We start from the raw sequence: 24,967 nt of genomic DNA, 5'->3' as shown, positions 1-24,967 counted from the left end.
CGTATCAGCTTGAGCTGCGGGCGATCGCCGTCAGCGCGTCGGCCAGTCCGTTCCGGTCCGTGCCCAGCTTTCGGTACACCGGGGACAGGTCCCGGCCCCGGGCCGCCGGGGCGTCGCGTACGGCCAGCTCCGCCAGCCGGAGCTCCTCCTCCGTCAGCCCGTCCGACCACACCCCGTCCCCCGCGGCGCCGCCCAGGCTCGCCACCAGCCCGTCCGCCCCGCACTCCCGCGCCGTCGCCACCGCCCGGGCCAGCAGCTCCGCGTCCCCGAGCTCCCTGCCCAGCGCGGCCAGCGCGCAGGCCAGCTCGTACCCCGCCGGCGAGGCGGACAGCAGCTCCACTGCCTCGCGCAGCAGCCCCTCCCGCTCCTCCGGAGCCGCCACCTCCGCCGCCACCCGCAGCGCCTGCCCCACCCCCGACGGGGCGCCGAAGGCGCGGGCCCGCCGTATCGCGTCGGCCGCCAGGGCCCTCGCCCGGTCGGGGTCCTCCGCCGCCACCGCCCGGGCCAGGTGCAGCTGCCACGGGCACCAGGACGGGTTCCGGATCCCGCGCGGGCTCAGCCTGCGGTCCACGGCCTCCAGTTCGGCCGCCGCCGCCTTCGTCTGGCCGCGGGCCAGCAGCAGTTCGGCGTACACGGTCTGCGCGTCCGGGAAGACGACCGCCGCCGGGAAGGACTCCCCGAAGCCGTGGTCCCGCGCCAGCTCCCACGCCTCGTCCACCCGTCCCCGCGCGAGCAGGGTCGTGGCGAGGATCGCGATGGCGTACCAGTGCACGGGCGTGCCGCGCCCGACCCGCTCGGCGAGCCGCAGCCCGGCCCGGGCCAGTTCCTCGGCCTGCGTGAGCCGCCCGCGCCGGTAGCGGATGTACGCGCGCAGGCTGTACGCGAACGAGAGGTGGGCCCCGCGCCAGCCCTGCCGCTCGAACTCGGCGGTGCCCGCCTCGAACAGCTCCTCCGCCCGGCCGGGCCGGTCCGCGTACATGTGGACCATGGCGGCGAGCACCGGCACTTCGAAGCCCCGGTCCTCGTACGCCCAGCTGAACTCCGTGCCGAGCGCGCGTACCGCGTGGTGCAGGACCACGTCCACCGGCTCGCCGCGCAGGCAGGCGTCCCAGGCGCGCAGCCCGATGACGTACCGCTCGGTGAGGTCGCGGCCGGTCAGCCGGTCCGCGAGCCGGGCCAGCCGGCGCGAGCGCGCCGGGGAGTCGGGCTCGACGGCGTCGAAGGCGTCCCACATGAACTGCTCGGACTGCAGGCGCAGCCGGGCCCGGACGTCCCGGGTGTACGGGATCTCCCGCGCGAGCGAGTCGGAGGCGTCGGCGAGGCGGTCGCTGTGGGCGAGGACCTGGGCGAGCCGGATGACGATGCCCTGGCGCAGGGCCGGGTCGTCGAAGGGTTCGGCGAGCGCGGCCCGCAGGTGGTTGACGGTGTTGGCCGGTTCGGTGAGGAGGGAGGCGCAGCCGAGCTCGTACAGCACGGCGGCGCGCTCCCCGAAGTCCGGGGGTTCGCGCAGGGCGCGCGCGAGCTGGCGGCGGGCGGCCTCGGGGGCGCCGGCCCGCAGGTTCTCGGCGGCGGCCTCGCGCAGGGTCCGTACCACCCAGGGGTCGTTCTCGGGGTGGGTCTCCAGCAGGTGGCGGGCGGCGGCGGAGGACCCGAGTCCGGCGTCGACGACGGCCACGGCGGCCTGTCCGTGGAGGGCGACGCGCAGGGCGTCGGGGATCGCCCGGTAGAGGGCGGTGGCGATGAGCGGGTGGACGAACTCCAGCCCGGCGTCGGGCTCTTCGCCGGGTCCGGACAGGATGCGGGCCTCGCGCAGCCGCGCGGTGGCGTCGGCGGCCTCTTCGGAGCCGAGTCCGGCGACCCGGGCGGCGAGCTCCTGCGGGATGGCGGTGCCGAGGACGGCGCAGGCCCAGCCGAAGCGGACGGTGGACGGGCCGAGCCGCTCGAAGCGGGCGACGAGGCCGCTGCCGCGCTGGGCGGCGGCGAGGTCGCGCAGCAGCGGGGCGCTGGCCGAGGTGGGGTCGAGACCCTTGTCGCGGACCTTGGCGGTGAGCTCGACGGCCTCGAACGGGTTGCCGGTGGTGACGGCCCATGCCTCCCGGCAGAAGGCGTCGTCGGCGTGGTCGCCGACGGCCTCGCGGACCAGGGTGGAGACGGCGGCCTCGGTGAGCGGTGCGAGGGCCAGCGGGCGGTGTCCGGCGCGGCCGGGCAGCGTACGGAAGGCCTCGGCGTGGGCCGGGAGTTCCTCGGGTCGGTACGCGACGACGAGGAGCAGCGGGAGGTGTTCGGCGCGCGGGGCGAAGGCGGCGAGCCAGGAGAGGGATTCGGGGTCGGCCCAGTGGGCGTCGTCGAGGACGAGGGCGACGGGGGCGCGCTGCACGGTGAGGTGGGTGAGGACCCAGTCGAGGCCGTCGCGCAGGCCCTGGGGGTCGGGCGGGGCGCCCTGTTCGGGGGCGCACAGGCCGAGCGCGGGTCCGACGATGGAGTACCAGCTGCCGAGGGCGGCGCGCAGTTCGTCCTCGGAGCGGCCGGCGAGGTGGGGCTGGATGAGCTGGCGGGCGACGTGGAAGGGCTGGCTCTGCTCCTGTTCGCCGCCGCGGGCGGCCAGCAGGGTGCAGTTGCGGGCGAGGGCGCGGCGGCGCACTTCGGCGAGGAGGGTGGTCTTGCCGAGGCCGGCGGGGCCGGAGAAGGCGAGGAGCGTGCCGCCCGCGCCGGTCCCGGAGCCGGAGCCGGTTGCGCCGCCGGTGCCGGAGCCGCCGAGCTGCTCCAGGGCCTCGTCCACGGTGGTGAGTTCGGCCTCGCGTTCGAACATTTTGCGCCGTCTGCGGGTCGGGCGTTCCGTCATGGCTGGTACCCCCCAGGCCGGTTCGGGGCATCAGCGTACGCCCGCGCACGCACGCGGGTAGGCGTTCGGCCGAGAAAGATCGGAATCTTCGGGATCGGGGGTCCGGGCCGTTTACCGGTGTCTCAATTACATCGAACGGTTTGCCAGTTCTTCCAGTACGGCCACGGCTTCGGCCGCCCGCTCGGCGGGCACGAAGAGGTGGTCGTGGTGGTACCCGGCGATGACGTTGCAGCTGAGTCCGTGCGCGGCGAGCTCGGCGGCGAAGGCTCCGGTGAGGCCGACGGCGTCGAGGGCGGAGTGGATGCGCAGGGTGATCCACCCTGCGGTGTAGTCGTAGGCGAGGCCGGCGGCGTCGGCTTCCTCCTGGCGCAGGACGAGGGTGAGCCCCTCGGCCTCCAGGACGGTGGCGACGGGGGTGGTCCCGGCCGGGGGCGCCGTGGCTCCGGGGACCGTGCAGAAGACGTACCGCCCCTCGTGCAGCTCGGGGCGCATGCCGCTCAGCAGTTTCCTCAGGTCGCTCTCGCCGCTCATGCCGCCACCCTACCTATCATCCCGGTATGACCGATTCCGCGCCGGCAGCGTCGGCGCCCGCGGAGGGCGAACGGCACGCCTCCTGGCTGGAGCTGTTCTTCGATCTGACGGCGGTGGCGGGCGTCGCCCAGCTGGCGCACCTGCTGTACGGCAGCCCCGGCTGGGACGACGTGGCGCTGTACGTGGTGATGTTCCTGGCCTTCTGGACGGGCTGGATGCTGTTCACGGTGTACGGGAACGTCAGCGGGGAGCAGGCGCGCACGTGGACGGTGCTGGCGGGGATGTTCGGCATGGCGGTGATGGCGGCCTCGGTGCACGGCGTACGGGAGGACCGGGCCGGGGCGTTCGCGCTGGCCTACATCCTGGTGCGATCACTGGCGGGCAAGGCGTGGGAGCGGCGCGGCGAGTACGTGCCGGACCTGCCGATCACGCAGCTGGGACTGGGGCTGACGCCGTGGATCGTGTCGATGTGGTTCGACGGGACGGCCCGGTACGCGCTGTGGGCGCTGGGGCTGGCCATCGATCTGGCGGTCATGTTCTCCGTGTCCGGCGCGAGCCTGGCCGTCCGGGTGAACGCGCAGTACGCGCACGGGGCGGCGCGCCGGAGGCGGGCCGCGCCCAGGCCGGTGGCGGCGCTGATGGACGCGCCGCACCTCGGGGAGCGGCTGGGCCTGTTCCTGCTGATCGTGCTGGGCGAGGCGGTGGCCCAGGTGGTGGCCGCCGCCTCGCAGGTGGAGTGGGACGCGGCGCTGTACGGGGTCGGCATCGGCGCGTTCCTGCTGCTGCTCCTGCTGTGGTCGCTGTCGCTGCGGCACGGGGCGGACGGGGTGCCGCTGCTGGCGTGGGACGTCCTTCCGGTACGGCTGGTCCTGCCGCTGCACTGCTTCGTCGCGGGCTCGGTGGCTGCGCTGGCGGCGGCGCTCGGCAACGCGGTGGAGTACACGGACCACCCGGTTCCCGGGTCGGTGCGCTGGCTGTTGTGCGGGAGCACCGCGGTGTACCTGGCCATCGCGGGGGTGGCGGCGGCCGCCTCGGGCCGCGCGACGCGGGAGGTGCTGCTGCTGGTGGGGCCTTCGCTGGCCGCCGTACTGGTGGCGGGGGCGGTGGCCCGGGAGGCCGCGGCCGTACAGCTGGTGTGGCTGCTGGTGCTGGCGGCGGCGTGGCCGCGGGTGGTGGTGGAGCGGCTCCCGCCGCCACCGCCACCGCCACCGCCGCCACCGCCGACGCCTCAGCAGGACTCCCGGCCCCCGCTCCCGTAGATCCGGGGACTCCGCGCGCCGGCTACGTCAGGTCGAACTCGCCACCCCTCGCGCCCAGTACGAACTTGCGCCACTCGTCGGGCGCGAAGATCAGCGAGGGGCTCTCGGGGCGCTCGCTGTTGCGCATCGCGATGAACCCTTCGACGAAGGCGATCTGGACGTCGCCCGCTCCCCGGCTGGTCGACTGCCAGTCCGCCCCGCTGAGATCGAGGTCCGGCTTGTCCCAGCCGGCTGCCAGGGGCTGTGAAGTCATGCTCTCGGCCACGTGCGTGCTCCTCCCGGTACTCCCGGTACGTCGTCCGGGGGCCAGAGTAACCATCGCAGCGGGTGCCGCACAGGCCACGGTGCGTCACCCGTGGCCGGTCCGGCACCACACCGCGCGCCCGCCCCGCGGCCCGAGTCCGTTCAGGAGGCGGGCGGTTCGGCTCCCACCAGCCACATCGCGAAGAACTGCGCGCCGCCGCCGTAGGCGTGGCCCATGGCCCGGCGGGCGTCCGGGACCTGGTGTTCGCCGGCCCGGCCGCGGACCTGGAGCGCCGCCTCCGCGAAGCGGATCATGCCGGAGGCGCCGATCGGGTTGGTGGACAGCACCCCGCCCGAGGGGTTCACCGGGAGGTCGCCGTCGAGTTCGGTGACCCCGGCCTCGGTGAGCTTCCAGCCCTCCCCCTCCTCCGCGAAGCCGAGGTTCTCCAGCCACATCGGCTCGTACCAGGAGAACGGCACGTACATCTCCACCGCGTCGATCTCCCGCCGCGGATCGGTGATCCCGGCCTGCCGGTAGACGTCGGCCGCGCAGTCCTTGCCCGCCTGCGGCGAAACGAAGTCCTTGCCCGCGAAGAGCGTCGGCTCACTGCGCATCGCCCCGCCGTGCACCCAGGCCGGCGGCCGCGGCGAACGGGCCGCGCCCGCACGGTCGGTGAGGACCATCGCGCAGGCCCCGTCGGAGGAGGGGCAGGTCTCGGAGTACCGGATCGGGTCCCAGAGCATCGGCGAGGCCTGGACCTTCTCCAGGGTGATGTCGTGCTCGTGCAGGTGCGCGTACGGGTTCTTCAGCGCGTTGCGGCGGTCCTTGTACGCGACGAGCGAGCCGACCGCGTCGGGCGCGCCCGTGCGCCGCATGTACGCGCGCACGTGCGGGGCGAAGAACCCGCCCGCCCCCGCCAGCAGCGGCTGCTGGAAGGGAACGGGCAGCGACAGGCCCCACATGGCATTGGACTCGGACTGCTTCTCGAACGCCAGGGTCAGGACGGTGCGGTGGACCCTGGCGGCGACGAGGTTGGAGGCGACGAGGGCGGTGGAGCCGCCGACCGAACCGGCCGTGTGGACGCGGAGCATGGGCTTGCCGACCGCCCCGAGGGCGTCCGCCAGGTACAGCTCCGGCATCATCACGCCCTCGAAGAAGTCGGGGGCCTTGCCGATGACGACCGCGTCGATGTCCGCCCAGGTCAGCTCGGCGTCGGCGAGGGCGCGCACCGCGGCCTCGCGCACGAGCCCCGCGATGGAGACGTCGTGGCGGGCGGCGACGTGCTTGGTCTGGCCGATGCCGACGACGGCGACCGGCTCCTTTCCCGTACGCGTCATGCGGGTTCCCCTTCCAGGACGGCGACCAGGTTCTGCTGGAGGCAGGGGCCGGAGGTGGCGTGCGCGACGGCCCGGTCGGACTCGCCGCGGTGGATCCGGGCGGCCGCCTCGCCGATCCGGATGAGGCCGGCGGCCATGACCGGGTTCGCGGCGAGCGCCCCGCCGGAGGGGTTGACGACGACGTCGTCCCCGCCGAGTCCCAGTGCCTTGCGGAGCACGACCTCCTGGGAGGAGAACGGCGCGTGCAGTTCGGCGGTGTCCACCGGGGCGTCGAACACGCCCGCGTGCTCGGCGGCGATCCGGGTGGACGGGGAGTCGGTGAGGTCGCGCAGGCCCAGGCCGTGCGCCTCGATGCGGTGGTCGATGCCGGTGATCCAGGCGGGGCGCGCGCACAGCCGCCGCGCGGTGTCGCCCGCGGCGAGGACGACGGCCGCCGCGCCGTCGCCGATGGGCGGGCAGTCCCCCGTACGCAGCAGCCGGACCTGGTAGTCGCCCTGCGGGACGGCGCCACCGCTCAGCTGGGCGTGCGGGTTGGCCCCGGCGGCGGTCCGGCTGCGGGCGCCGATGGCCGCGAGGGCGCCCTCGTCGGTCTCGCCCGCGTCGATCAGCGCCTGGGCCTGGAGGGCTGCCAGGGCCACCGAGTCGGGCCAGAGCGGAGCGAGGTAGTACGGGTCGAGCTGCCGGGTCAGGACGTCGCGTACGGATCCCGGGGAGGACTTCCCGTACGAGTACACCAGAGCGGTGTCGGCCTCGCCGGTCTGGATCTTGACCCAGGCCTCGTACAGGGCCCAGGCGCCGTCCATCTCGACGTGCGACTCGGAGATCGGCGGCCAGGCGCCGACCCCGTCGAGGGTCATGGTGAAGGAGAAGGCCCGGCCCGCGAGGTAGTCGCTGGATCCGGAGCAGGTGAAGCCGATCTCGCCGGCCTTCAGACCGGTCTGGGCGAGCACCTGGTGCAGGACCGGCATGACCATCTCGACTTCGCTGAGTTCGTCGCTGCGGCGCAGGTGGTCGCTCTGCGCGAAGGCCACGACGGCCACGTCCCGCGCGTACCTGCTCGTCGTGGGCATCAGATGAGCTCCTTGTACGCGTCGTAGTCGGCGTCCGGCTCGCCGGTGGGGCGGTAGTGGTCGGGGTGGCGGCCGCCCTCGGTCCACACGGGTTCGACGCGCAGGCCCATGCGGACCTGGTCGTACGGGATGCCGCCGATCCGGCCGTGCAGGGCGAGGTCGGCGCCGTCGAGGGCGATGTGGGCGTAGACGTACGGGACCTCGATGTCCAGGTTCTTGGCCTTGATGTTGACGATGCAGTACGTGGTGACCGTGCCGGCCGGGCCGACCTCGACCTGGTCGGTGGTGGCCACGCCGCAGGTGGGGCAGGCGCCGCGCGGCGGCACGTACACCTTGTGGCAGGAGGGGCAGCGCTCGCCGACGGTCCGCCGCTCGGCGAGGGCGTTGATGTACGCGGTCTGGGCGCGGCCGGGGCTGTACGTGTAGTCGAGGCGGGCGGCGGCGACGATGCCGGTGACGGCGTCGGCGAACTGCCCGTCGTGCGGGGTCGCTTGCGCGGCTTCCGGGGCTTCCGGGTGGTCGTGGGGTTCGAAGCAGGCGATGTCGGTGATGGCCCCGGTGCGCTCGTCCGCCCAGCGGATCCGTACCCGCATGCCGGTGCGGACGGCCTCGGGGCCGGGGGCGTCGAGGGCGTGCAGGATCGCGGTGTCGGCGCCGTCGAGGCGGACCAGGACCCAGGCGAAGGGGGCGGCGAGGGGCTGGTTCGGGCGCGGGGAGCCGTTCCACGCCCAGGTGGTGACGGTCCCGGTGGCGCCGACCTCGACGAGCTCGCGGATCTCCTCCGCGGTGACGGGGTCGTACTCGACGGGCGGGACCATCACCTTGCCGTCGGCGGTCGTGACGCCGAGGACGACGCGCTCGCGCAGCCCGGTGAGGAAGGCGCTCTGGACGGGCCCGAGGGAGCGGGTGAAGGGGAACTCGACGACGAGGGGCGCGCGCAGCACCTCTGGCGGGGACGCGGCGGGTGTCATGGCTGTCTCTCCGATGTTCTGAAGTTCCGAACGGCTGGGGGGATCACGCACGGGGCCACTTCCGGACGGCCGGCGGCTACTCCCGCCGGTACACGGCGGGCCGCTTCTCGGCGAAGGCCCGCGCCCCCTCCTTGGCGTCCGCGGTGTCGAAGACCGGCCAGCCCCGCAGCAGTTCCGAGGCCAGGCCCTCCGTCTCCGTCAGCTCGGCGGTCTCGTAGACCGAGGCCTTGACGGCCTCGACGGCCAGCGGCCCGCACGCGTTGATCTGCTCGGCGATCTCCAGGGCCTTGGCCAGGGCGGTCCCCTCGGGGACGACCTGCCCGACCAGCCCGATCCGCGCCGCTTCCTCCGCCGAGTACGGCCGGCCGGTCAGCAGCATTTCCAGGGCGTGCGTCCTCGGGATCTGCCGGGGCAGCCGTACGGTCGAACCGCCGATCGGGAACAGGCCCCGCTTGACCTCGAAGAGTCCGAAGGTGGCGCCCGCGCCCGCGACCCGGATGTCCGTGCCCTGCAGGATCTCGGTCCCGCCGGCCACGCAGTACCCCTCCACCGCCGCGATCACGGGTTTGCGCGGCCGGTGGTGGCGGAGCATCGCCTTCCAGTGCAGGTCGGGGTCGGCCTTGAGGCGGTCCCGGTACTGGTCGCCCGCCATCCCCTTCCCGGCCAGCGCCTTGAGGTCCATCCCGGCGCAGAAGTCCCCGCCCGCGCCCGTCAGGACCACCGAGCGGATCGTGTCGTCGGCGTCCGCCTCCAGCCAGCCGTCGTACAGCCCCACCAGCAGCGGCAGCGAAAGCGCGTTCTTCGCCTCCGGCCGGTTCATGGTGAGCACCAGCGTGGCGCCGTGGCGCTCCACGGTCAGGTGTTCCGTCCCACCCATTGCCGTCCTCCCGTCTCAAGACCTAGAACAGGTTGCAGGAGGGCCGGGTGCAGTTCAATAGTTTTCTGACACACAGTCAGTTTTCTTGGCCGCGCCCTTCCCACTTGGGCCGAGCGGCGCTCTAATGACCGCCGCGGGCCGCACAGCCACGGCCCGGCAACGGGAAAAACCCCGGGGGTGAGGAGGAACGGTGGAGTACAACCTTGCCGACCTGTTCGAGTCGGTCGTCGACGTGGTTCCGGACCGCGAGGCCCTCGTGTACGTGGACCACCCCGGCACCGGCGCCGAGCGCCGCCTCACGTACGCGGAGCTGGACACCGCGGCGAACCGCATCGCGCACCACCTGCTGGACAGCGGCTTGACGGCCGGCGAGCACCTGGGACTGCACCTCTACAACGGCATCGAGTACCTCCAGACCGTCCTGGCCTGCCTCAAGGCCCGCCTCGTACCGGTGAACGTCAACTACCGGTACGTGGAGGAGGAGCTGGTCTACCTCTACAACGACGCCGACCTCGCCGCGCTCGTCTTCGAGGGCGAGTTCACCGGGCGCGTGGCCGCCGCCCTCCCGCAGACGGCGAAGCTGCGCCACCTGATCCGCGTCGGGGCCGCCCCCGAGGGCGCCCCGGAGCCCTCGATCGCGCCGGTCGCGTACGCGGACGCGGAGGCGTCCGGCTCACCCGCACGCGGTTTCGCGCCCCGCTCCCCCGACGACCTGTTCATCATCTACACGGGCGGCACCACCGGCATGCCCAAGGGCGTCATGTGGCGTGCGGAAGACCTGTTCTTCGCGGGGCTCTTCGGCGGCGAACCCTCGGGCGAGCCGGTGAAGCGGCCCGAGGAGCTCGCCGAGCGGGTCGCGTCGAAGGGCGCCGGCCTCACCTTCTTCCCGGCTCCCCCGCTGATGCACGGCACCTCGACGCTGACCTCGTTCATCGCCTTCAACTACGGGCAGCGGGTGGTCATCCACCGCAAGTACGCGCCGGAGGAGGTGCTCCGCACGATCGAGAAGGAGAAGGTGTCGAGCGTCTCGCTGGTGGGCGACGCGATGCTCCGGCCGCTCATCGACGCCCTGAAGGGCCCGCTCGAGGGGACCGACCTGTCCTCGCTGTTCAGCGTCTCCTCGTCCGGGGCGATCATGTCGGAGACGGTGCGGGCCGAGTTCCAGCGGCTGGTGCCGAACGTGATGCTGCTGAACAACTTCGGGTCCTCGGAGTCCGGGTCGAACGGCAGGGCGGCCGACGACTCCGGCCCCGAGAAGGGCTTCCGGCTCGTGGTCAACGACCGTACGCAGGTGGTGGACCCGGTGACGCACGAGCCGGTGCCGGTGGGCGTACCGGGGCGGCTCGCGCAGCGCGGTCACGTCCCGCTCGGCTACTACAACGACGCGGCGAAGACCGCCGAGACCTTCTTCCAGAAGGGCTCCGAGCGATGGGTGCTGCTCGGGGACATGGCGACGGTGGACGAGGAGGGAATCGTCACGGTCCTCGGGCGCGGCTCGCAGTGCATCAACACGGGCGGCGAGAAGGTCTATCCGGAGGAGGTCGAGCAGGCGCTGAAGTCCCATCCGGACGTGTACGACGCCCTGGTCGCCGGGGTGCCGGACGCGAAGTGGGGCAGCCACGTGGCGGCGGTGGTGCAGCTGCGGACGGGCGCGCCCGAGCCGAGCCTGGACGAGATACAGCGGCACTGCCGGACCAGGCTGGCGGGGTACAAGATCCCGCGCCAGCTGGTCGTGACACCGGCCATCCAGCGCTCGCCGAGCGGCAAGGCGGACTACCGCTGGGCGAAGTCGGTGGCGATGGAGGCGGACGCGGCGCGCTGACCGGCGGGTCTGCGGCGGGCCGGGCGCGCCGGCCCGCGGGGTTGCGGCAGGCGGGCGCGCGCCGGCCCGCGGGTTCGCGGTGGGCCGGGCGCGCTCCCGCCGCTCAGGCCCCGGTGGCCAGGAAGCCCTCCACGCGGGCCGCGAACCACTTCGGGTCGTCCAGCCACGGGAAGTGCGCGCCGCCCGGCTGGACGTCGGCAACGCCCTGCGGGAAGAGCCCCGCGAGCTCGGCGGCGAGGGCGGCCGTCGGGTTGTTGTCCAGTTCCCCGGCCAGCACGAGCACCTCGCCCGCCACGCGCCGCAGGGCGGCCCGGGTGGCGGGCGGGTCGAAGGCGCCGGGGCCCGCGTAGGCGGCGGCCGCCACCGCGTTCTTCTCGCGGTCGCTCGCCTCGACGTGGGCCCGCGCCTCCTCGTCCCAGCGCCCGTACGCGAGGGGCATCACCCGGCGCCAGTCCGCCGGGGCGGGGGCGCCGCCGGCCGCCAGGACCCCCAGGAGCTGCTCGTACGCGGCGATGGCCGAGTCGTACGGCTCGCCGCCCGCCCGCTTGCGGACCACCTCCAGGCGCTGCTCCGGGGTCGAGTCGAGGCCCACGGCCCAGCAGGTCGGGGTGATCAGGGCCAGGCGGCGCAGCCGGTCGGGGTGCGCGGCCGCGTAGAGCTGGGCGAGGTTGCCGCCGGCCGAGTGGGCCAGTACGTCCATGCGCTCCAGGCCGAGGTGGATCCGGAGTGCCTCGACGTCGGCGACCTGGTGGTCGACCCGGTACGTGGACTCGTCGGCCGGGACCGCCGAGCCGCCCGTACCCCGCAGGTCCAGGAGGACCAGCCGGCGTCCGGCGGCCAGCCCGCCGAGGTCGCCCATGTAGGAGGAGGCCCGCATGGCGCCGCCGGGGAGGCAGACGAGCGGCTCGCCCTCGCCCCGGACGTGGTAGGCGAGTTCGGTTCCGTCGTAGGTGGTGAAGATCGACATGGGCCCATCCCATCATGCGATCACTCGTTCGAGTCATTGATTTAGCCGCCGGGCTGGGGCAATCTACCGAATGATCGGTCGGTTGACTCGAATCGAAGCTCCGGGTTCACGGTTCAAGATGAGGTGACGGCATGACGGCGCATGCGGATGTCCACGACGACGGCGAGCGGCTCAGCGGCGACGAGCTGGCCGCCCTCCAGCTGCAGCGGCTGCGCGCCACCTTGAACCATGCCTACGAGCGGGTGCCGCACTACCGGCAGGCCTTCGACAAGGCCGGTGTGCACCCCGACGACTGCCGTTCCCTCTCCGATCTCGCCCTCTTCCCCTTCACCACCAAGGCCGACCTGCGCGACCAGTACCCCTTCGGCATGTTCGCCGTGCCGCGCGCCGAGGTGCGCCGCATCCACGCCTCCAGCGGCACCACGGGCCGCCCCACCGTCGTCGGGTACACCGACAAGGACCTCTCCACCTGGGCGGACGTGGTGGCCCGGTCCATCCGGGCGGCGGGCGGCAGACCGGGCCAGCTGGTGCACATCGCGTACGGGTACGGCCTGTTCACCGGCGGCCTCGGCGCGCACTACGGCGCGGAGCGGCTCGGCTGTACGGTCGTCCCCGCGTCCGGCGGGATGACCGACCGGCAGGTCCGGCTGATCCAGGACTTCCGGCCGGAGGTCATCATGGTGACGCCCTCGTACATGCTCACACTGCTGGACGAGATGGAGCGCCAGGGCATCGACCCGCGCAGCACCTCGCTCCGTACGGGGATATTCGGCGCGGAGCCGTGGACCGAGGAGATGCGCCGCGAGATCGAGCAGCGGCTCGACATCGACGCGGTGGACATCTACGGCCTGTCCGAGGTGATGGGCCCGGGCGTGGCGCAGGAGTGCGTCGAGACCAAGGACGGCCTGCACATCTGGGAGGACCACTTCTATCCGGAGGTCGTGGACCCGTTCACCGGCGAGGTGCTGCCGGAGGGCGCGTCCGGGGAGCTGGTGTTCACCTCGCTCACCAAGGAGGCCATGCCGATCATCCGCTACCGGACCCGGGACCTGACCCGGCTGCTGCCCGGTACGGCCCGGCCGGCCTTCCGGCGGATGGAGAAGGTGACCGGCCGCAGCGACGACATGATCATCCTGCGCGGGGTCAACCTCTACCCGACGCAGATCGAGGAGATCCTGCTCCGTACTCCCGGTCTGGCCCCGCATTTCCAGCTGCGGCTGACCCGGGAAGGCCGGATGGACGCCCTGACCGTACGGGTGGAGGCGCGCCGGGAGGCGGATTCCGCTCAGCGGCAGTCCGCGGCCGCCGCCGTGGTCCGCGCGGTCAAGGACGGCATCGGGGTCTCGGTGGCCGTCGAGGTGGTCGACCCGGAGACCCTGGAACGCTCCGTGGGCAAGATCAAGCGCCTGATGGACCTCCGCGAGCCGCGGTAGCCGGCCGGGGAGTGCGAGGGGGGAAAAGGGGGAGGGAGAGGGAGGGGCGGGATCCGGCGCGACCTCGGCCGGGTCCCGGAACCACCCCTTCGGGCCCACTTCCGGGGAGCCTCCGAGAGCGGGCGGGTCCGTCCGGGTAGTCCATGAGGCGTGACCTCGATCCTCCGCCAGCTCCACGACCGGCTCCAGGCCTCTCCGGCCGGGCTGGCGTGGAGCCGGGGGCGGGAGATGGAGCTCATGCACCGGGCCATGGGCTTCGCCGCCCTCGGCTTCCTGACCCTGGTGCCGCTGCTGGTGGTCGTCGCGGCCGCCGCCCCCGGCAGCGGCTCCGGCTTCGGCCGCTGGCTCGGCCAGGCCCTCGGGGTCACCGAGTCCTCGCGGGCCCGGGTCGAGATGCTCTTCGCCGCCGCGGACCTGGCACTGGAGCGGACCACCGCGTTCGGTCTCGCGGCCCTCGCCGTCTTCGGCCTGACCTTCGGCTCGGCCGTGCAGACCGGGTACGAGAAGGTCTGGGACCTGCCCACCGCCCGCTGGCACACCATGTGGCGGCACGTCGTCTGGCTGGCCCTGCTGGTCTGCTACCTCGGGCTGCTCGTCGGGATCCCCGCACCGTCGAACGACGCCGTCGGCACGATCCTCGGCACCACCGGCGACCTGCTCGGCACCATCCTCTTCTTCTGGGGCTCCCAGCGGCTGCTGCTCGGCGGCCGGGTCCGCTGGCGGGCCCTGCTGCCGGGGGCCGTGGCGACCAGCCTGGGCCTGCTCGGCCTGCGGGTCTTCTCCCAGCTGGTGTTCTCCCCGCTGATCGCCTCCAACGCCGTCACGTACGGCCCCTTCGGCACGCTGCTGGTCGTCCAGTCCTGGCTGGTCGGCGTCGGTTTCGTGGTCTACGGCGGCGCCCTGGTCGGGCGTCTGGTCCACGAGCACCTCACCCTCCGCCGTCTCCGGGACACCGGCGTGCTGGAGGAGTGACCCCCCAGTGACCCCCTGGCCGGCCGGGCCTACCGGCCCTGCCGGTCCTGCCGGTCCTCCTGCCCGAAGCGGTCGCGGAGTTCGCGCTTGAGGATCTTGCCGCTCGCGTTGCGCGGGAGGGCGTCCACGAACAGCACCCGCTTCGGGGCCTTGAAGTGGGCCAGCCTCTCCCGCGCGTACGCCAGCAGCTCCGCCTCCGTCACCTCCCCGCGCGGCACGACCACCGCCGTGACCGCCTCGATCCACCGCTCGTCGGGCAGGCCCACCACCGCCGCCTCGGCGACCCCCGGGTGGGTGTAGAGCGCGTCCTCGACCTGCCGCGAGGCCACCAGCACACCGCCCGAGTTGATGACGTCCTTCACCCGGTCGACGACCGTGAAGTACCCCTCGGCGTCCCGTACCGCGAGGTCCCCGGAGCGGAACCAGCCGTCCCGGAACGCCTTCTTCGTCGCCTCCGGGTCGTTCCAGTACCCCAGGCAGAGCTGGGGCGAGCGGTACACCACCTCACCCGCCGTGCCGTCCGGCACGTCCGCCCCGTCCTCGTCGACGACCTTCGCCTCGACGTGGCGGACCGGCCGCCCGCAGGAATCCATCCGCCCCTCGTGCTCGTCCGGTCCCAGGACGGTGGCCAGCGGGCCGATCTCGCTCTGCCCGAAGCAGTTGTAGAAGCCGAGCCCGGGCAGCCGAGCCCGCAGCCGCTCCAGCACGGGGACCGGCATGATCGAGGCCCCGTAGTACGCCTTGCGCAGCGCGCCCAGCTCGCGGCTCCCGAAGTCCGGGTGGCCCGCCAGCCCGATCCACACCGTGGGCGGCGCGAACAGGCTGTCCGCCCGCCCCGCCTCCACCAGGGCGAAGACCTCCTCGGCGACCGGCGCGTCCAGGATCGTGTTCCGCGCGCCCACCGCCAGGTAGGGCAGCAGGAAGACGTGCATCTGCGCCGAGTGGTAGAGCGGCAGCGAGTGCACCGGGAGGTCCGCCGCGGCCAGGTCCAGCGCCTCGATCGCGCTCTCGTACTCGTGGACCAGCGCCTTGTGCGTCATCATCGCGCCCTTGGGCAGCGCGGTGGTCCCCGAGGTGTAGAGCAGCTGCACCACCGCGTACGGATCGCGGTCCGGTACGAACGGCAGCGGATCGGCGAGGTCCTCCAGGAACGAGCCGGGCGCGTCGCGCAGCGGCCGTACGGCGTGGCCCTCGGGGATCCGCCCGGCCAGGTCCGGATCGGCGAGGACCAGCGCGCTCGTACAGTCGTCGAGGATGTGCGCGAGGTCCTCGCCGGTGAGGTTCTGGTTGACCGGGACGTGCGTGAGCCCGGCGCGGGCGCAGGCGAGGAAGGCGAGCAGGTAGGCGTCGGAGTTGTGGGCGAACGTCGCGACCCGGTCCCCGTCGGCCAGCCCGTACCGCTCCCGCAGGACGGCGGCGCCGGTGGAGACGGCGGCGTCGAGCTCCGCGTACGTCCACGTCCGTTCGCGGTAGCGCAGGGCCTGCCGGTCGGGGACCCGCAGCGCGCTGTCGCGCACCAGCCCGTCGACCGTGTTCTGCCGCACCGCCCGCGCTGCCGTCATGGCGTGATCCTCGTCTGCGCGCCCACCCGAGGTCAATGACCCGGACGACCGGGACACCAAACGGGACGTTGACAGATCATCAGGTCGCCTGCATGAGTGTGGGGGCACACAAGCACCGCCTGTACCGCGGGCAACCCCGCCCATCCGCAGGCTACTTGGGAGGCACGTTGCGCTTACTTGACGGATACGGTCGCACCCGCCCGCTGCTCCGGCGCGCCGCGCTCATCGGCGCCGCCCTGCTCGCCGCCACCGCGGCGGCCCCGCAGGCCCCGGCCCGGGCCGCCGGGGCGGCCGGCGCCGACCGCGCGCCCTCCGGCGGCGGCCTGTCGGCCGTCATCCGGTACACCGAGAACGGCATCCCGCACATCCTGGCCCAGGACTACGCGCACCTCGGCTTCGGCACCGGCTGGGCCCAGGCCGCCGACCAGGCCTGTGTGCTCGCCGACGGGTTCGTGACCGTGGCCGGCGAGCGCTCACGCTGGTTCGGCGCCGACGCGGCGACCGACGGCTCGCTGTCCTCCGCGAGCAAGAACCTCACGAGCGACCTGTACTTCAAGGGGGTCCGGGAGTCCGGGACCGTCGAGAAGCTCCTGGCCACGCCCGCCCCGGCCGGTCCCACCCGGGACCTCAAGGAGCTGATGCGCGGCTGGGCCGCCGGGTACAACGCCTGGCTGGCCCAGAACAAGATCACCGACCCGGCCTGCAAGGGCGCCGCCTGGGTGCGCCCGGTGACCGCCCTCGACGTGGCCGCCCGCGCCTTCGCCGTCTCGGTGATCGGCGGCCAGGGGCGCGCCGTCGACGACATCGCCGCGGCGCAGCCGCCCGCCAAGGCGGCCTCCCTCACGGCCGGCCCGGCCGCCGACCCCGCCGACCCGGCGGCCGCCGCCGAGGCCGCCCGGGCCTTCTTCGACACCGGCCGCTACGACATGGGCTCCAACGCGGTGGCCTTCAGCGGCTCCACCACCGCGAACGGCGGCGGCCTGCTGCTCGGGAACCCGCACTACCCCTGGCAGGGCGGCCGCCGGTTCTGGCAGTCGCAGCAGACCATACCCGGCGAGCTGAACGTCTCCGGCGGCTCCCTGCTGGGCACTCCCGTGATCAACATCGGCTTCAACGAGAAGGTGGCCTGGAGCCACACCGTGGCCACCGGCACCCCCGTCAACCTGCACCAGCTCACCCTGGACCCGGCCGACCCGACCGCCTACCTGGTCGACGGCAAGCCGGAGAAGATGACGCAGCGCCAGGTGACCGTCCGGGTGGCGGGCGGCGCCCCGGTCAGCCGCACCCAGTGGTGGACCCGCTACGGGCCCGTGGTCGGCGGCCTCGGCCCGGGCCTGCCGCTGCCCTGGACGGCCGGCACGGCGTACGCGCTGAACGACCCGAACGCGGCGAACCTGCGCGGTTCCGACACCGCCCTCGCCGTCGGCAAGGCCCGCTCCGTCGCCGGGATCCAGGACGCGCTCCGGCGCACGCAGGGCCTGCCCTGGGTCAACACGATCGCCGCGGACTCGGCCGGCGGCACGCTGTTCACCCAGTCCCAGATACTCCCCCGGATCACCGACGAGCTCGCGGCCCGCTGCTCCACCCCGCTCGGCCGGGCCACGTACCCGGCGTCCGGGCTCGCGGTCCTCGACGGTGCGCGCGGCGACTGCGCGCTCGGCTCGGACCCGGACGCGGTGCAGCCGGGGGTGTTCGGCCCGGGGAAGGCGCCGACGCTGCGCGACGCCCCGTACGCCGAGAACTCCAACGACAGCGCCTGGCTGGCCAATGCCGAGACGCCGGTGACCGGCTACGAGCGGATCTGGGGCAGCTTCGGCACCCCGCGTTCGCTGCGGACCCGGGGCGCGGTGGAGGACGTCTCCGCGATGGCCGCCAAGGGCGGGCTGACCGTGGCGGACCTGCAGAAGCAGCAGTTCGCGAACCGGGTGCCGGCCGGTGACCTGGCCGCGGCCGACGCGGCGAAGGCCTGCGCCGCCCTGCCCGGCGGCGCGGCCACCGCGAGCGACGGCCGGCCGGTGGACGTCTCGGCGGCCTGTGCGGTGCTAGCGGGCTGGGACCACCGGGCCGACACCGCAAGCCGCGGCGCGCTGCTCTTCGACCGGTTCTGGCGCAAGCTGACCGCGAGCACGCCGGCCAAGGACCTGTGGCTGGTGCCGTTCTCGGCGGCCGACCCCGTACGCACGCCCCGTACGCTCAACCAGGCGGCGCCCGGGATCGGACGGGCGCTCGCGGACGCGGTCGCGGAGCTGGGGGCGGCCGGCATCGCGCTGGACGCTCCGCTGGGCGAGCACCAGTTCGTGGTGCGCGGCGGGCAGAAGCTGCCGGTGCCGGGCGGCACCGAGGCGCTGGGCGTGTGGAACAAGATCGAGGCGCCGTGGAACGCGGCGGCCGGCGGCTACCCGGAGGTCGTGCACGGCTCCAGCCACATCCAGGCGGTCGGCTGGGACGGCGGCCGGTGCCCGGTGGCGCGCACGCTGCTGACGTACGGTCAGTCGTCGAACCCGGGCTCGCCGTACTACGCCGACCAGACCCGGCTGTTCTCCCAGGAGCGGTGGGTGACCTCGCGGTTCTGCGAGCGGGACATCCTCACCTCGCCTCAGCTGAAGGTGGTCTGGCCGCGCGAACGCCGCTGACGCGCACCGCACCGTGGCCGGCGGGACCGGATCGTTCCGGTCCCGCCGGGGGGCTCAGGGGCTGACGGCGAGGAACAGGTACGCGGCCAGCACCACGAGGTGCACGCCGCCCTGGAGCAGCGTGGCCCGGCCGGGCGCGATGGTGAGGGCGCTGACCACGACCGTCAGGGCGAGCAGCACCATGTGGATCGGCCCGAGGCCCAGCAGCAGCGGGCCGGACAGCCAGATGGTGGCGAGGGCGATGGCGGGGATGGTCAGTCCGATGCTCGCGATGGCGGAGCCGTAGGCCAGGTTGAGGCTGGTCTGGACGCGGTCGCGGCGGGCGGCGCGGACGGCGGCGAGGGTCTCGGGGGCCAGTACGAGCAGGGCGATGATCACACCGACGACGGCGTTGGGCAGGCCCGCCTTGGCGACTCCCGCCTCGATGGTGGGCGAGACGGCCTTGGCGTCGCCGACCACGGCGACGAGCGCGACCAGCAGCAGGCCGAGGCTGACCAGGGCGGCGCGGGAGGTGGGCGGCGCGGCGTGCTCCCCGTCGCCGTCCCCGGCCGCCTCACCGCCGTCGGAGGCCCCTGCCGTCTTCTGCGTACCGGCCCCGGTGGCCACCGGCAGGAAGTAGTCCCGGTGGCGGACCGTCTGGACGGCGATGAACAGCCCGTACAGGGCGAGCGAGGCGACGGCGGCGAAGGCAAGCTGGGCGGTGGAGAACTCCGGCCCCGGCTTGCTGGTGGTGAACGTCGGCAGGACCAGGCTGAGGACGGCCAGGGTCGCCACGGTGGCCAGGGCCGCCCCCGAGCCCTCGGCGTTGAAGACGGCGACCCGGTTGCGCAGGGCGCCGACGAGCAGGGACAGGCCGACGATTCCGTTGCAGGTGATCATGACGGCGGCGAAGACGGTGTCCCGGGCGAGGGAGGCGGTCTTGTCTCCGCCATCGGCCATCAGGGTGACGATGAGGGCCACTTCGATGACGGTGACGGCGACCGCCAGGACGAGCGAGCCGAACGGCTCGCCCACCCGGTGTGCGACGACCTCGGCGTGGTGCACGGCCGCCAGCACCGCACCCCCGAGGCAGAGGGCGACCAGGGCCACGGCGAATCCGGGCAGATCGCGTCCCCAGCTGAAGACGAGCGCGAGGAGCGCCACCACGGGGACCACGACGGTCCAGTCGGTCAGGGGGAATCTGCGGGATGCCGTACTCATATCAGCCAACTTGCCAGAAGTGTCCCCCGAGTGCGGCGCAAGGGACACGTCCGGGCCTCTGACGTGGTACTTCTCACGAAATGTCGGGCGTGGCGGCCCGGAGCCCGGAGCTCAGGGCTCGGGGCTCCGGGCGCTCACATCGCGCGCTCGCGTCCCTCCCAGTACGGATCGCGCAGCCGCCGCTTGTACAGCTTGCCGTTCGGGTCGCGGGGCATCGCCTCGATGAAGTCGACCGACTTCGGCCGTTTGAAGCCGGCGAGCCGCCGCTCGCAGTGGTGCAGGATCTCCGCGGCGAGGGCGTCCCCGGCGACGAAGCCCTCGGCCGGTTCGACGACCGCCTTGACCTCTTCGCCCCAGTCGGCGTGCGGGATCCCGAAGGCGGCGGCGTCCGCGACCGCCGGGTGGGTGAGCAGGGCCGACTCGATCTCCGCCGGGTAGATGTTCACCCCGCCCGAGATGATCATGTCGATCTTGCGGTCGCGCAGGAAGAGGTACCCGTCCTCGTCGATCAGCCCGAGGTCGCCCACCGTGAAGAAGTCGCCGATGCGGTTCTTCTTCGTCTTGCCCTCGTCCTTGTGGTAGCTGAAGCCGCCGGTGTTCATCTTCAGGTAGACGGTGCCGAGTTCACCGGGCGGCAGCCGGTTGCCGTCGTCGTCGAAGACGGCGAGCTCGCTGATCGGCCAGGCCTTGCCGACCGTTCCCGGCTTCTTCAGCCAGTCCTCGGCGGTGGCGAACGCGCCGCCGCCCTCGCTGGCCGCGTAGTACTCCTCCACGCAGGTGCCCCACCAGTCGATCATCGCCCGTTTGACGTGGTCGGGGCAGGGCGCGGCCCCGTGGATCGCGTGCCGCATCGAGGAGACGTCGTACGCGTCCTTCGTCTCCTGCGGGAGCGCGAGGAGCCGGTGGAACTGGGTCGGGACCATGTGGGTGTGCGTGCAGGCGTGGTCGTCGATGAGCCGCAGCATCTCCTGCGGGGTCCAGCGGTCCATCAGCACCAGCGGGTGCCCGATGTGCAGGGCGGCGCCCGCGAATTGGAGGACGGCGGTGTGGTAGAGGGGCGAGCAGACCAGGTGCACGTTGCCGTCGGACGGCCGGATGCCGAAGATGGCGAGGAAGCCTCCGAGGTACGTCTCCTCCGGGAGCTTGCCGGGCAGCGGGCGGCGGATGCCGCGCGGGCGGCCGGTGGTGCCGGAGGTGTAGTTCATGACCCAGCCGAGGGTGCGCCCCTCGGGCGGCGTCGCGGGCCGACCGTCGAGGAGCCGGTCGTACGGGTGGAAGCCCGCGACCGCTCCGACGGCGTAGCGGTGGCTCGCGGGGAGGCCCGCCTCGTCGGCCGCGGCGGTGGCGGCCTCGGCGAAGCGCTCGTGGGCGATGAGGACCTTGGCGCCGGAGTCGGAGACGATCCAGGCGATCTCGGGGCCGACGAGGTGGTGGTTGACCGGGACCAGGTAGAAGCCGGCCTGGGAGGCGGCGAGGTAGGCGGTGAGGAACTCGACGCCGTTGGGCAGGACGACGGCGAAGACGTCGCCCTCCTCCATCCCGGCGGCGCGCAGTCCGTGGACGAGGCGGTTGACGTCGGCGTGCAGCCGGCCGGCGCTCCACTCCTCGCCCTCGGGGGTGATCAGTACGGTGCGCTCGGGGTCGGCGGCCGCCTGGGCCCAGAATCCGTTGGGGAGCTGCTCACTCATGCTGGTCACACCTCTCAGGCCCGGCCGGCGATGCGGTTGATGCGGTCGATGGCGCGCTCGAAACCGCTGGTGAGGTCGTCGAAGACGGCCTGCACGCTGCGTTCGGAGTTCATCCGGCCGACGATCTGGCCGACGGGGGTGCCGAGGAGCGGCCGGACCTCGTACTTCTGGATGCGGGAGACGCCCTCGGCGACGAGCAGGCCCTGGAGCGGCATCGGGAGCGCGCCGGGGCCGGCCGGGTCGTCCCAGGCGTCGGTCCATTCGGTACGGAGCTGGCGGGCGGGCTTGCCGGTGAGGGCCCGGGAGCGGACGGTGTCGCCGGAGCCGGCGGCCAGCAGCTTCTCGGTGAGGGCGCGGGAGTGCAGGTCGGCCTCGGTGGTGGTGAGCCAGAGGGAGCCGAGCCAGGCGCCCTGGGCGCCGAGGGCCAGCCCCGCGGCGATCTGCTCGCCGCTGCCGATGCCGCCTGCGGCGAGGACGGGGAGCGGGGCGACGGCCTCGGCGATCTCGGGGACCAGGACCATCGTGGCGATGTCGCCGGTGTGGCCGCCGGCCTCGTAGCCCTGGGCCACGACGATGTCGATGCCGGCTTCGGCGTGGCGGCGGGCGTGCTTGGCGCTGCCGGCGAGGGCGGCGACGAGGACCCCGTGGTCGTGGGCGCGCGCGATGACGTCGGCGGGCGGGGAACCCAGCGCGTTCGCCAGGAGTTTGATGGGGTAGTCGAAGGCGACGTCGAGCTGGCCCCGGGCGACCTGTTCCATCCAGCCGGTGATCCGCCAGCCGGAGGCCTCGCCCTCGGCGAGTTCGGGCACGTGGTGCTTGGCGAGGGTGTCGCGGACGAAGGCGCGGTGGGCGGCCGGGATCATCGCCTCGATGTCGGCTTCGCTGATGCCGTCGACGGCCTTCCTGGCCGGCATGACGACGTCGAGGCCGTACGGCTTGCCGTCGGTGTGCTCCTGCATCCAGTCGAGGTCGCGTTTGAGGTCGTCGGGGGCGGTGTAGCGGACGGCGCCGAGGACGCCGAAGCCGCCGGCGCGGGTGATGGCCGCGGCGACCGCCGGAAAGGGCGTGAAGCCGAAGATGGCGTGCTCGACTCCCAGTTTCTTGCTCAGCTCCGTCTCCATGGGCGGCAGCATGCCGCAGCCCGGCGGTCGAGGGAAGAGGTTTTCTGATGCATCGTCAGATTCTTTACGGGCCGGTCGGTGCGGAGCCCGCCGCGCCTGCGGGCAGATACTTCGGGAGGGCGGTTCGGCGAACAGGAGGCCGGTGGTGGAGGAGCACACGGGGGACGGGGAAGCACTCCGCAGAAACCCTGCCGGGGCGGTGCTGAGCCGGCGGCGGCTCGGGGGCCGGCTGCTGGCGCTGGGCGGGGTGCTGCTCCTGCACGCCGCGCTGCCCGGGGCCGCGGGGGCCGCGGGCAATCCGGCCGAGCGGCGGGCCTTGCAGGGGCTGCGCCTGCGGTACGGGTCCGCACGGCAGGCGGGACTGGTCGAGAGGCACCTGGAGGCGGCGGCCGACGAGGCCCGGCGGTTCCTCGGCCCCTCACCCGAGCACCCGTACTACGCCGGGGCCGTGGTGCTCGCCGGCCGGGGCCGCACGATCGCCCTGCACCGCGCGATGGGCGAGGCCGTGCGGTACGCGGACTACGACGGCCGTACCGACCGGGTCCGGGAGTTCCCGGCGGCGCAGCGCATCCCGATGGCCGAGGACACCGTCTTCGACCTGGCGTCGCTGACCAAGCTGTTCACCTCGCTCCTGGCCGTGCAGCAGATGGAGCGCGGGCGGTTGGAGCTGGAGGCTCCGGTGGACCGGTACCTGCCGGAGTTCACCGGCGGCGGCAAAGAGCTGATCACGGTACGCCAGTTGCTCACGCACACCTCGGGGCTGCGCTCGTGGGCCCCCTTCTACCAGCAGCCGACCCGCGCGGGGCAGTTGAGGATGCTGTGCGGCGTGCGCCCGCAGGACACGCCCGGGACGGTGTACCGGTACTCGGACCTCAACCTGATCACGCTACAGCTGCTCCTGGAACGGATCACCGGTCACCCTTTGGATCTCCTGCTCCACGACGAGATCACCGCTCCACTCGGGATGCACCGCACTCGTTACAACCCACCGCTCTCCTGGCGCCGCGTCATCGCCGCCACCGAAGTACAGCGACCCCCCTGGTCCGGCCTGGACCGCGGACTGGTCTGGGGCGAGGTCCACGACGAGAACGCGTACGCCCTCGGCGGCGTCGCCGGCCACGCCGGCGTCTTCGGCACCGCCTGGGACCTGGCCGTCCTCGCCCGCACCCTCCTCGACGGCGGCGTCTACGCGGGCAAGCGCATCCTGCGCCCCGCCTCCGTCGAACTGCTCTTCACCGACTTCAACACCGCCTTCCCCGGCGACGACCACGGCCTGGGCTTCGAGCTCTACCAGCACTGGTACATGGGCGCCATGGCCACCCCGCACTCCGCCGGCCACACCGGCTTCACCGGCACCTCCCTGGTGTTGGACCCCTCCACCGACTCCTTCCTCATCCTGCTCGGCAACTCCGTCCACCCCGTCCGCACCTGGCGGGCCGGCAGCGCACCGCGCGTCGCGGTCGGCAACCGCTTCGCCCGCGCCGTCCCGGTCCGTACGAAGCACGGCGGCCCGGCCTGGTACTCCGGCATGGAGACGGGAGGCTCCGGCACCCTCGCCCTGCCGCCGCTGACCCCGGCCACGGCCGCGGCACGGCTGCGCTGCGCCGTGTGGTGGGACACCGTGCCCGGCGAGGGCGCCTTCCACCTGGAGGCCTCGGCCGACGGGGAGACCTGGGAGCCGCTGCCGTTCAGCACGCTGCGGTCGACGGGCGGCGCTCCCGAGCAGTGGCCGCGGGGCAGCGCCGGCGGCTGGTCCGGCCGCATCTGGCACCGCCTGGAGGCCCCCCTCACCGCCTGGGCCGGCCGCCCGGTCCACCTGCGCTTCCGGCACACCGCGACCGGCCGCTACGTCGGCCGCGGGGTGTACGTGGACGTCGTACGGGTGGCGGAACCGGCCCGGCTCCTCTTCGCCGAAGACCGCCCGGCCGACGCGTCCCGCATCCGGGCCGACGGCTGGACCCGCTCGACGGACTGACGCAGCGGGCGTACGGCCACCGCTGCCGCGTCAGCCCTCGCGGACCAGGCAGAACGGGTGGCCCGCCGGGTCCGCGTAGACGCGCCAGTCGTCGGGCACGGCGCCGGTGCGGGCGTCCAGCAGCTTCGCGCCGCAGGCCAGCACCTGCTCCTGCGCCCGGTCCAGGTCCGGGACCGCGAAGTCCAGGTGGAACTGCTGGGGGTGGGTGGGGTCCGGCCAGCGCGGCGGCCGGTGGTCCGCCACCCGCTGGAAGGCGAGCACCTGGCCCGAGGGGGTGTGCAGCGTCGCCCAGTGCTCGTCGAGCGTCCAGCGCGGATCCGGCCGGTTGACGGCCCCGCCCAGCACCTCCCGGTAGAACTCGGCAAGCCGCAGCGGATCGGGACAGTCCAGTACCACACACTGAAGTTCGGCGATCATGGCCCGATCCTAAACCGCCCTGTGCCGCCGACCTGGCTGAGGCATA

General features: G+C 73.5%; 19 protein-coding genes. 6 read left to right on the top strand and 13 right to left on the bottom strand.

The features are described 5' to 3' along the window. Nucleotides 1-4: 4 nt before the first annotated feature. Both IF02_RS0117210 and IF02_RS0117205 read right to left on the bottom strand, forming a co-directional pair. Nucleotides 5-2,809, bottom strand: coding sequence for an ATP-binding protein (locus IF02_RS0117210; protein ID WP_234318235.1), 2,805 nt, complete (start codon nucleotides 2,807-2,809; stop codon nucleotides 5-7). Nucleotides 2,810-2,968: 159 nt separating this feature from the next. Further along, nucleotides 2,969-3,373, bottom strand: a complete 405-nt coding sequence (locus IF02_RS0117205) for an ACT domain-containing protein (protein ID WP_030157822.1) — start codon at nucleotides 3,371-3,373, stop codon at nucleotides 2,969-2,971. A 26-nt stretch (nucleotides 3,374-3,399) separates the two neighbouring features. On the opposite strand from IF02_RS0117205, the gene IF02_RS0117200 reads away from it, so the two are divergent. Continuing rightward, nucleotides 3,400-4,632, top strand: a complete 1,233-nt coding sequence (locus IF02_RS0117200; RefSeq protein WP_051696281.1) for a low temperature requirement protein A — start codon at nucleotides 3,400-3,402, stop codon at nucleotides 4,630-4,632. A 22-nt stretch (nucleotides 4,633-4,654) separates the two neighbouring features. Here IF02_RS0117200 and IF02_RS0117190 read toward each other — a convergent pair whose 3' ends face one another. From IF02_RS0117190 to IF02_RS0117170, 5 genes are all read right to left on the bottom strand, one after another. Beyond that, a complete protein-coding gene (locus IF02_RS0117190) occupies nucleotides 4,655-4,885 on the bottom strand; it encodes a DUF397 domain-containing protein (protein ID WP_106977298.1) in 231 nt (76 codons plus the stop codon). A gap of 152 nt (nucleotides 4,886-5,037) precedes the next feature. Then, nucleotides 5,038-6,213 carry a thiolase domain-containing protein gene (locus tag IF02_RS0117185; RefSeq protein ID WP_030157817.1) on the bottom strand — a complete coding sequence of 392 codons (1,176 nt, stop codon included), beginning with the start codon at nucleotides 6,211-6,213 and terminating at the stop codon, nucleotides 5,038-5,040. Beyond that, nucleotides 6,210-7,283 (bottom strand): thiolase domain-containing protein, encoded by a 1,074-nt coding sequence (locus IF02_RS0117180; RefSeq protein WP_030157815.1) that lies wholly within the window; start codon nucleotides 7,281-7,283, stop codon nucleotides 6,210-6,212. The genes IF02_RS0117185 and IF02_RS0117180 overlap by 4 nt, the downstream gene beginning before the upstream one ends. Beyond that, nucleotides 7,283-8,254 carry a Zn-ribbon domain-containing OB-fold protein gene (locus tag IF02_RS0117175; RefSeq protein ID WP_030157814.1) on the bottom strand — a complete coding sequence of 324 codons (972 nt, stop codon included), beginning with the start codon at nucleotides 8,252-8,254 and terminating at the stop codon, nucleotides 7,283-7,285. Before IF02_RS0117175 ends, IF02_RS0117180 begins: the two co-directional genes overlap by 1 nt. Before the next feature lie 76 nt (nucleotides 8,255-8,330). Next, nucleotides 8,331-9,131 (bottom strand): crotonase/enoyl-CoA hydratase family protein, encoded by an 801-nt coding sequence (locus IF02_RS0117170; protein WP_030157813.1) that lies wholly within the window; start codon nucleotides 9,129-9,131, stop codon nucleotides 8,331-8,333. A 190-nt stretch (nucleotides 9,132-9,321) separates the two neighbouring features. On the opposite strand from IF02_RS0117170, the gene IF02_RS0117165 reads away from it, so the two are divergent. Beyond that, the gene (locus tag IF02_RS0117165) at nucleotides 9,322-10,953 is read left to right on the top strand and encodes an acyl-CoA synthetase (RefSeq protein ID WP_030157812.1); all 1,632 of its coding nucleotides are present in this window, start codon (nucleotides 9,322-9,324) and stop codon (nucleotides 10,951-10,953) included. 103 nt (nucleotides 10,954-11,056) lie between these two features. On the opposite strand, the gene IF02_RS0117160 is transcribed toward IF02_RS0117165, so the two are convergent. Next, the gene (locus IF02_RS0117160; protein WP_030157811.1) at nucleotides 11,057-11,920 is read right to left on the bottom strand and encodes an alpha/beta fold hydrolase; all 864 of its coding nucleotides are present in this window, start codon (nucleotides 11,918-11,920) and stop codon (nucleotides 11,057-11,059) included. Nucleotides 11,921-12,051: 131 nt separating this feature from the next. On the opposite strand from IF02_RS0117160, the gene paaK reads away from it, so the two are divergent. Together paaK and IF02_RS0117150 are read left to right on the top strand one after the other, a co-directional pair. Further along, complete coding sequence (gene paaK, locus IF02_RS0117155) at nucleotides 12,052-13,353, top strand: phenylacetate--CoA ligase PaaK (protein ID WP_030157810.1); 1,302 nt, start codon at nucleotides 12,052-12,054, stop codon at nucleotides 13,351-13,353. Between the two features lie 150 nt (nucleotides 13,354-13,503). Beyond that, a complete protein-coding gene (locus IF02_RS0117150; RefSeq protein WP_030157809.1) occupies nucleotides 13,504-14,325 on the top strand; it encodes a YhjD/YihY/BrkB family envelope integrity protein in 822 nt (273 codons plus the stop codon). A gap of 29 nt (nucleotides 14,326-14,354) precedes the next feature. On the opposite strand, the gene IF02_RS0117145 is transcribed toward IF02_RS0117150, so the two are convergent. Further along, nucleotides 14,355-15,887, bottom strand: a complete 1,533-nt coding sequence (locus IF02_RS0117145; protein WP_037836463.1) for a fatty acyl-CoA synthetase — start codon at nucleotides 15,885-15,887, stop codon at nucleotides 14,355-14,357. A 167-nt stretch (nucleotides 15,888-16,054) separates the two neighbouring features. Between IF02_RS0117145 and IF02_RS0117140 the strand changes: the two genes are divergently transcribed. Beyond that, nucleotides 16,055-18,520, top strand: coding sequence for a penicillin acylase family protein (locus tag IF02_RS0117140; RefSeq protein WP_234318234.1), 2,466 nt, complete (start codon nucleotides 16,055-16,057; stop codon nucleotides 18,518-18,520). 54 nt (nucleotides 18,521-18,574) lie between these two features. Here the strand turns inward: IF02_RS0117140 and IF02_RS0117135 are convergent, their stop codons facing one another. The 3 genes from IF02_RS0117135 to IF02_RS0117125 all read right to left on the bottom strand — a co-directional run bounded on the left by IF02_RS0117135 (nucleotide 18,575) and on the right by IF02_RS0117125 (nucleotide 22,529). Next, on the bottom strand, nucleotides 18,575-19,720 hold the full coding sequence (locus IF02_RS0117135) for a calcium:proton antiporter (RefSeq protein WP_030157804.1): 1,146 nt from the start codon (nucleotides 19,718-19,720) through the stop codon (nucleotides 18,575-18,577). Nucleotides 19,721-19,854: 134 nt separating this feature from the next. After that, nucleotides 19,855-21,408, bottom strand: a complete 1,554-nt coding sequence (locus IF02_RS0117130; protein WP_030157802.1) for an acyl-CoA synthetase — start codon at nucleotides 21,406-21,408, stop codon at nucleotides 19,855-19,857. A 14-nt stretch (nucleotides 21,409-21,422) separates the two neighbouring features. Continuing rightward, complete coding sequence (locus tag IF02_RS0117125; protein ID WP_030157800.1) at nucleotides 21,423-22,529, bottom strand: nitronate monooxygenase; 1,107 nt, start codon at nucleotides 22,527-22,529, stop codon at nucleotides 21,423-21,425. Between the two features lie 142 nt (nucleotides 22,530-22,671). Here IF02_RS0117125 and IF02_RS0117120 point away from each other — a divergent pair, with 142 nt between their 5' ends. Continuing rightward, a complete protein-coding gene (locus IF02_RS0117120) occupies nucleotides 22,672-24,504 on the top strand; it encodes a serine hydrolase (RefSeq protein ID WP_420708164.1) in 1,833 nt (610 codons plus the stop codon). A gap of 30 nt (nucleotides 24,505-24,534) precedes the next feature. Here the strand turns inward: IF02_RS0117120 and IF02_RS0117115 are convergent, their stop codons facing one another. Beyond that, a complete protein-coding gene (locus tag IF02_RS0117115) occupies nucleotides 24,535-24,921 on the bottom strand; it encodes a VOC family protein (RefSeq protein WP_030157797.1) in 387 nt (128 codons plus the stop codon). Between the last annotated feature and the right edge of the window lie 46 nt (nucleotides 24,922-24,967).

Source organism: Streptomyces sp. NRRL S-244 (genome assembly GCF_000717915.1).
In the GTDB taxonomy this organism is placed as follows: Bacteria; Actinomycetota; Actinomycetes; order Streptomycetales; family Streptomycetaceae; genus Streptomyces.
The sequence above is the reverse complement of the archived record's forward strand: the minus strand, read 5'-3'. Positions and strand labels throughout refer to the sequence as shown.

Bases quoted from the DNA above. Each gene is read 5' to 3' on its own strand.
- IF02_RS0117175 (WP_030157814.1), bottom strand. From the start codon at position 8,254: ATGACACCCGCCGCGTCCCCGCCAGAGGTGCTGCGCGCGCCCCTCGTC.
- IF02_RS0117200 (WP_051696281.1), top strand. From the start codon at position 3,400: ATGACCGATTCCGCGCCGGCAGCGTCGGCGCCCGCGGAGGGCGAACGG.
- IF02_RS0117205 (WP_030157822.1), bottom strand. From the start codon at position 3,373: ATGAGCGGCGAGAGCGACCTGAGGAAACTGCTGAGCGGCATGCGCCCC.
- paaK (WP_030157810.1), top strand. From the start codon at position 12,052: ATGACGGCGCATGCGGATGTCCACGACGACGGCGAGCGGCTCAGCGGC.
- IF02_RS0117130 (WP_030157802.1), bottom strand. From the start codon at position 21,408: ATGAGTGAGCAGCTCCCCAACGGATTCTGGGCCCAGGCGGCCGCCGAC.
- IF02_RS0117185 (WP_030157817.1), bottom strand. From the start codon at position 6,213: ATGACGCGTACGGGAAAGGAGCCGGTCGCCGTCGTCGGCATCGGCCAG.
- IF02_RS0117125 (WP_030157800.1), bottom strand. From the start codon at position 22,529: ATGGAGACGGAGCTGAGCAAGAAACTGGGAGTCGAGCACGCCATCTTC.
- IF02_RS0117135 (WP_030157804.1), bottom strand. From the start codon at position 19,720: ATGAGTACGGCATCCCGCAGATTCCCCCTGACCGACTGGACCGTCGTG.
- IF02_RS0117115 (WP_030157797.1), bottom strand. From the start codon at position 24,921: ATGATCGCCGAACTTCAGTGTGTGGTACTGGACTGTCCCGATCCGCTG.
- IF02_RS0117180 (WP_030157815.1), bottom strand. From the start codon at position 7,283: ATGCCCACGACGAGCAGGTACGCGCGGGACGTGGCCGTCGTGGCCTTC.
- IF02_RS0117190 (WP_106977298.1), bottom strand. From the start codon at position 4,885: ATGACTTCACAGCCCCTGGCAGCCGGCTGGGACAAGCCGGACCTCGAT.
- IF02_RS0117145 (WP_037836463.1), bottom strand. From the start codon at position 15,887: ATGACGGCAGCGCGGGCGGTGCGGCAGAACACGGTCGACGGGCTGGTG.
- IF02_RS0117160 (WP_030157811.1), bottom strand. From the start codon at position 11,920: ATGTCGATCTTCACCACCTACGACGGAACCGAACTCGCCTACCACGTC.
- IF02_RS0117210 (WP_234318235.1), bottom strand. From the start codon at position 2,809: ATGTTCGAACGCGAGGCCGAACTCACCACCGTGGACGAGGCCCTGGAG.
- IF02_RS0117170 (WP_030157813.1), bottom strand. From the start codon at position 9,131: ATGGGTGGGACGGAACACCTGACCGTGGAGCGCCACGGCGCCACGCTG.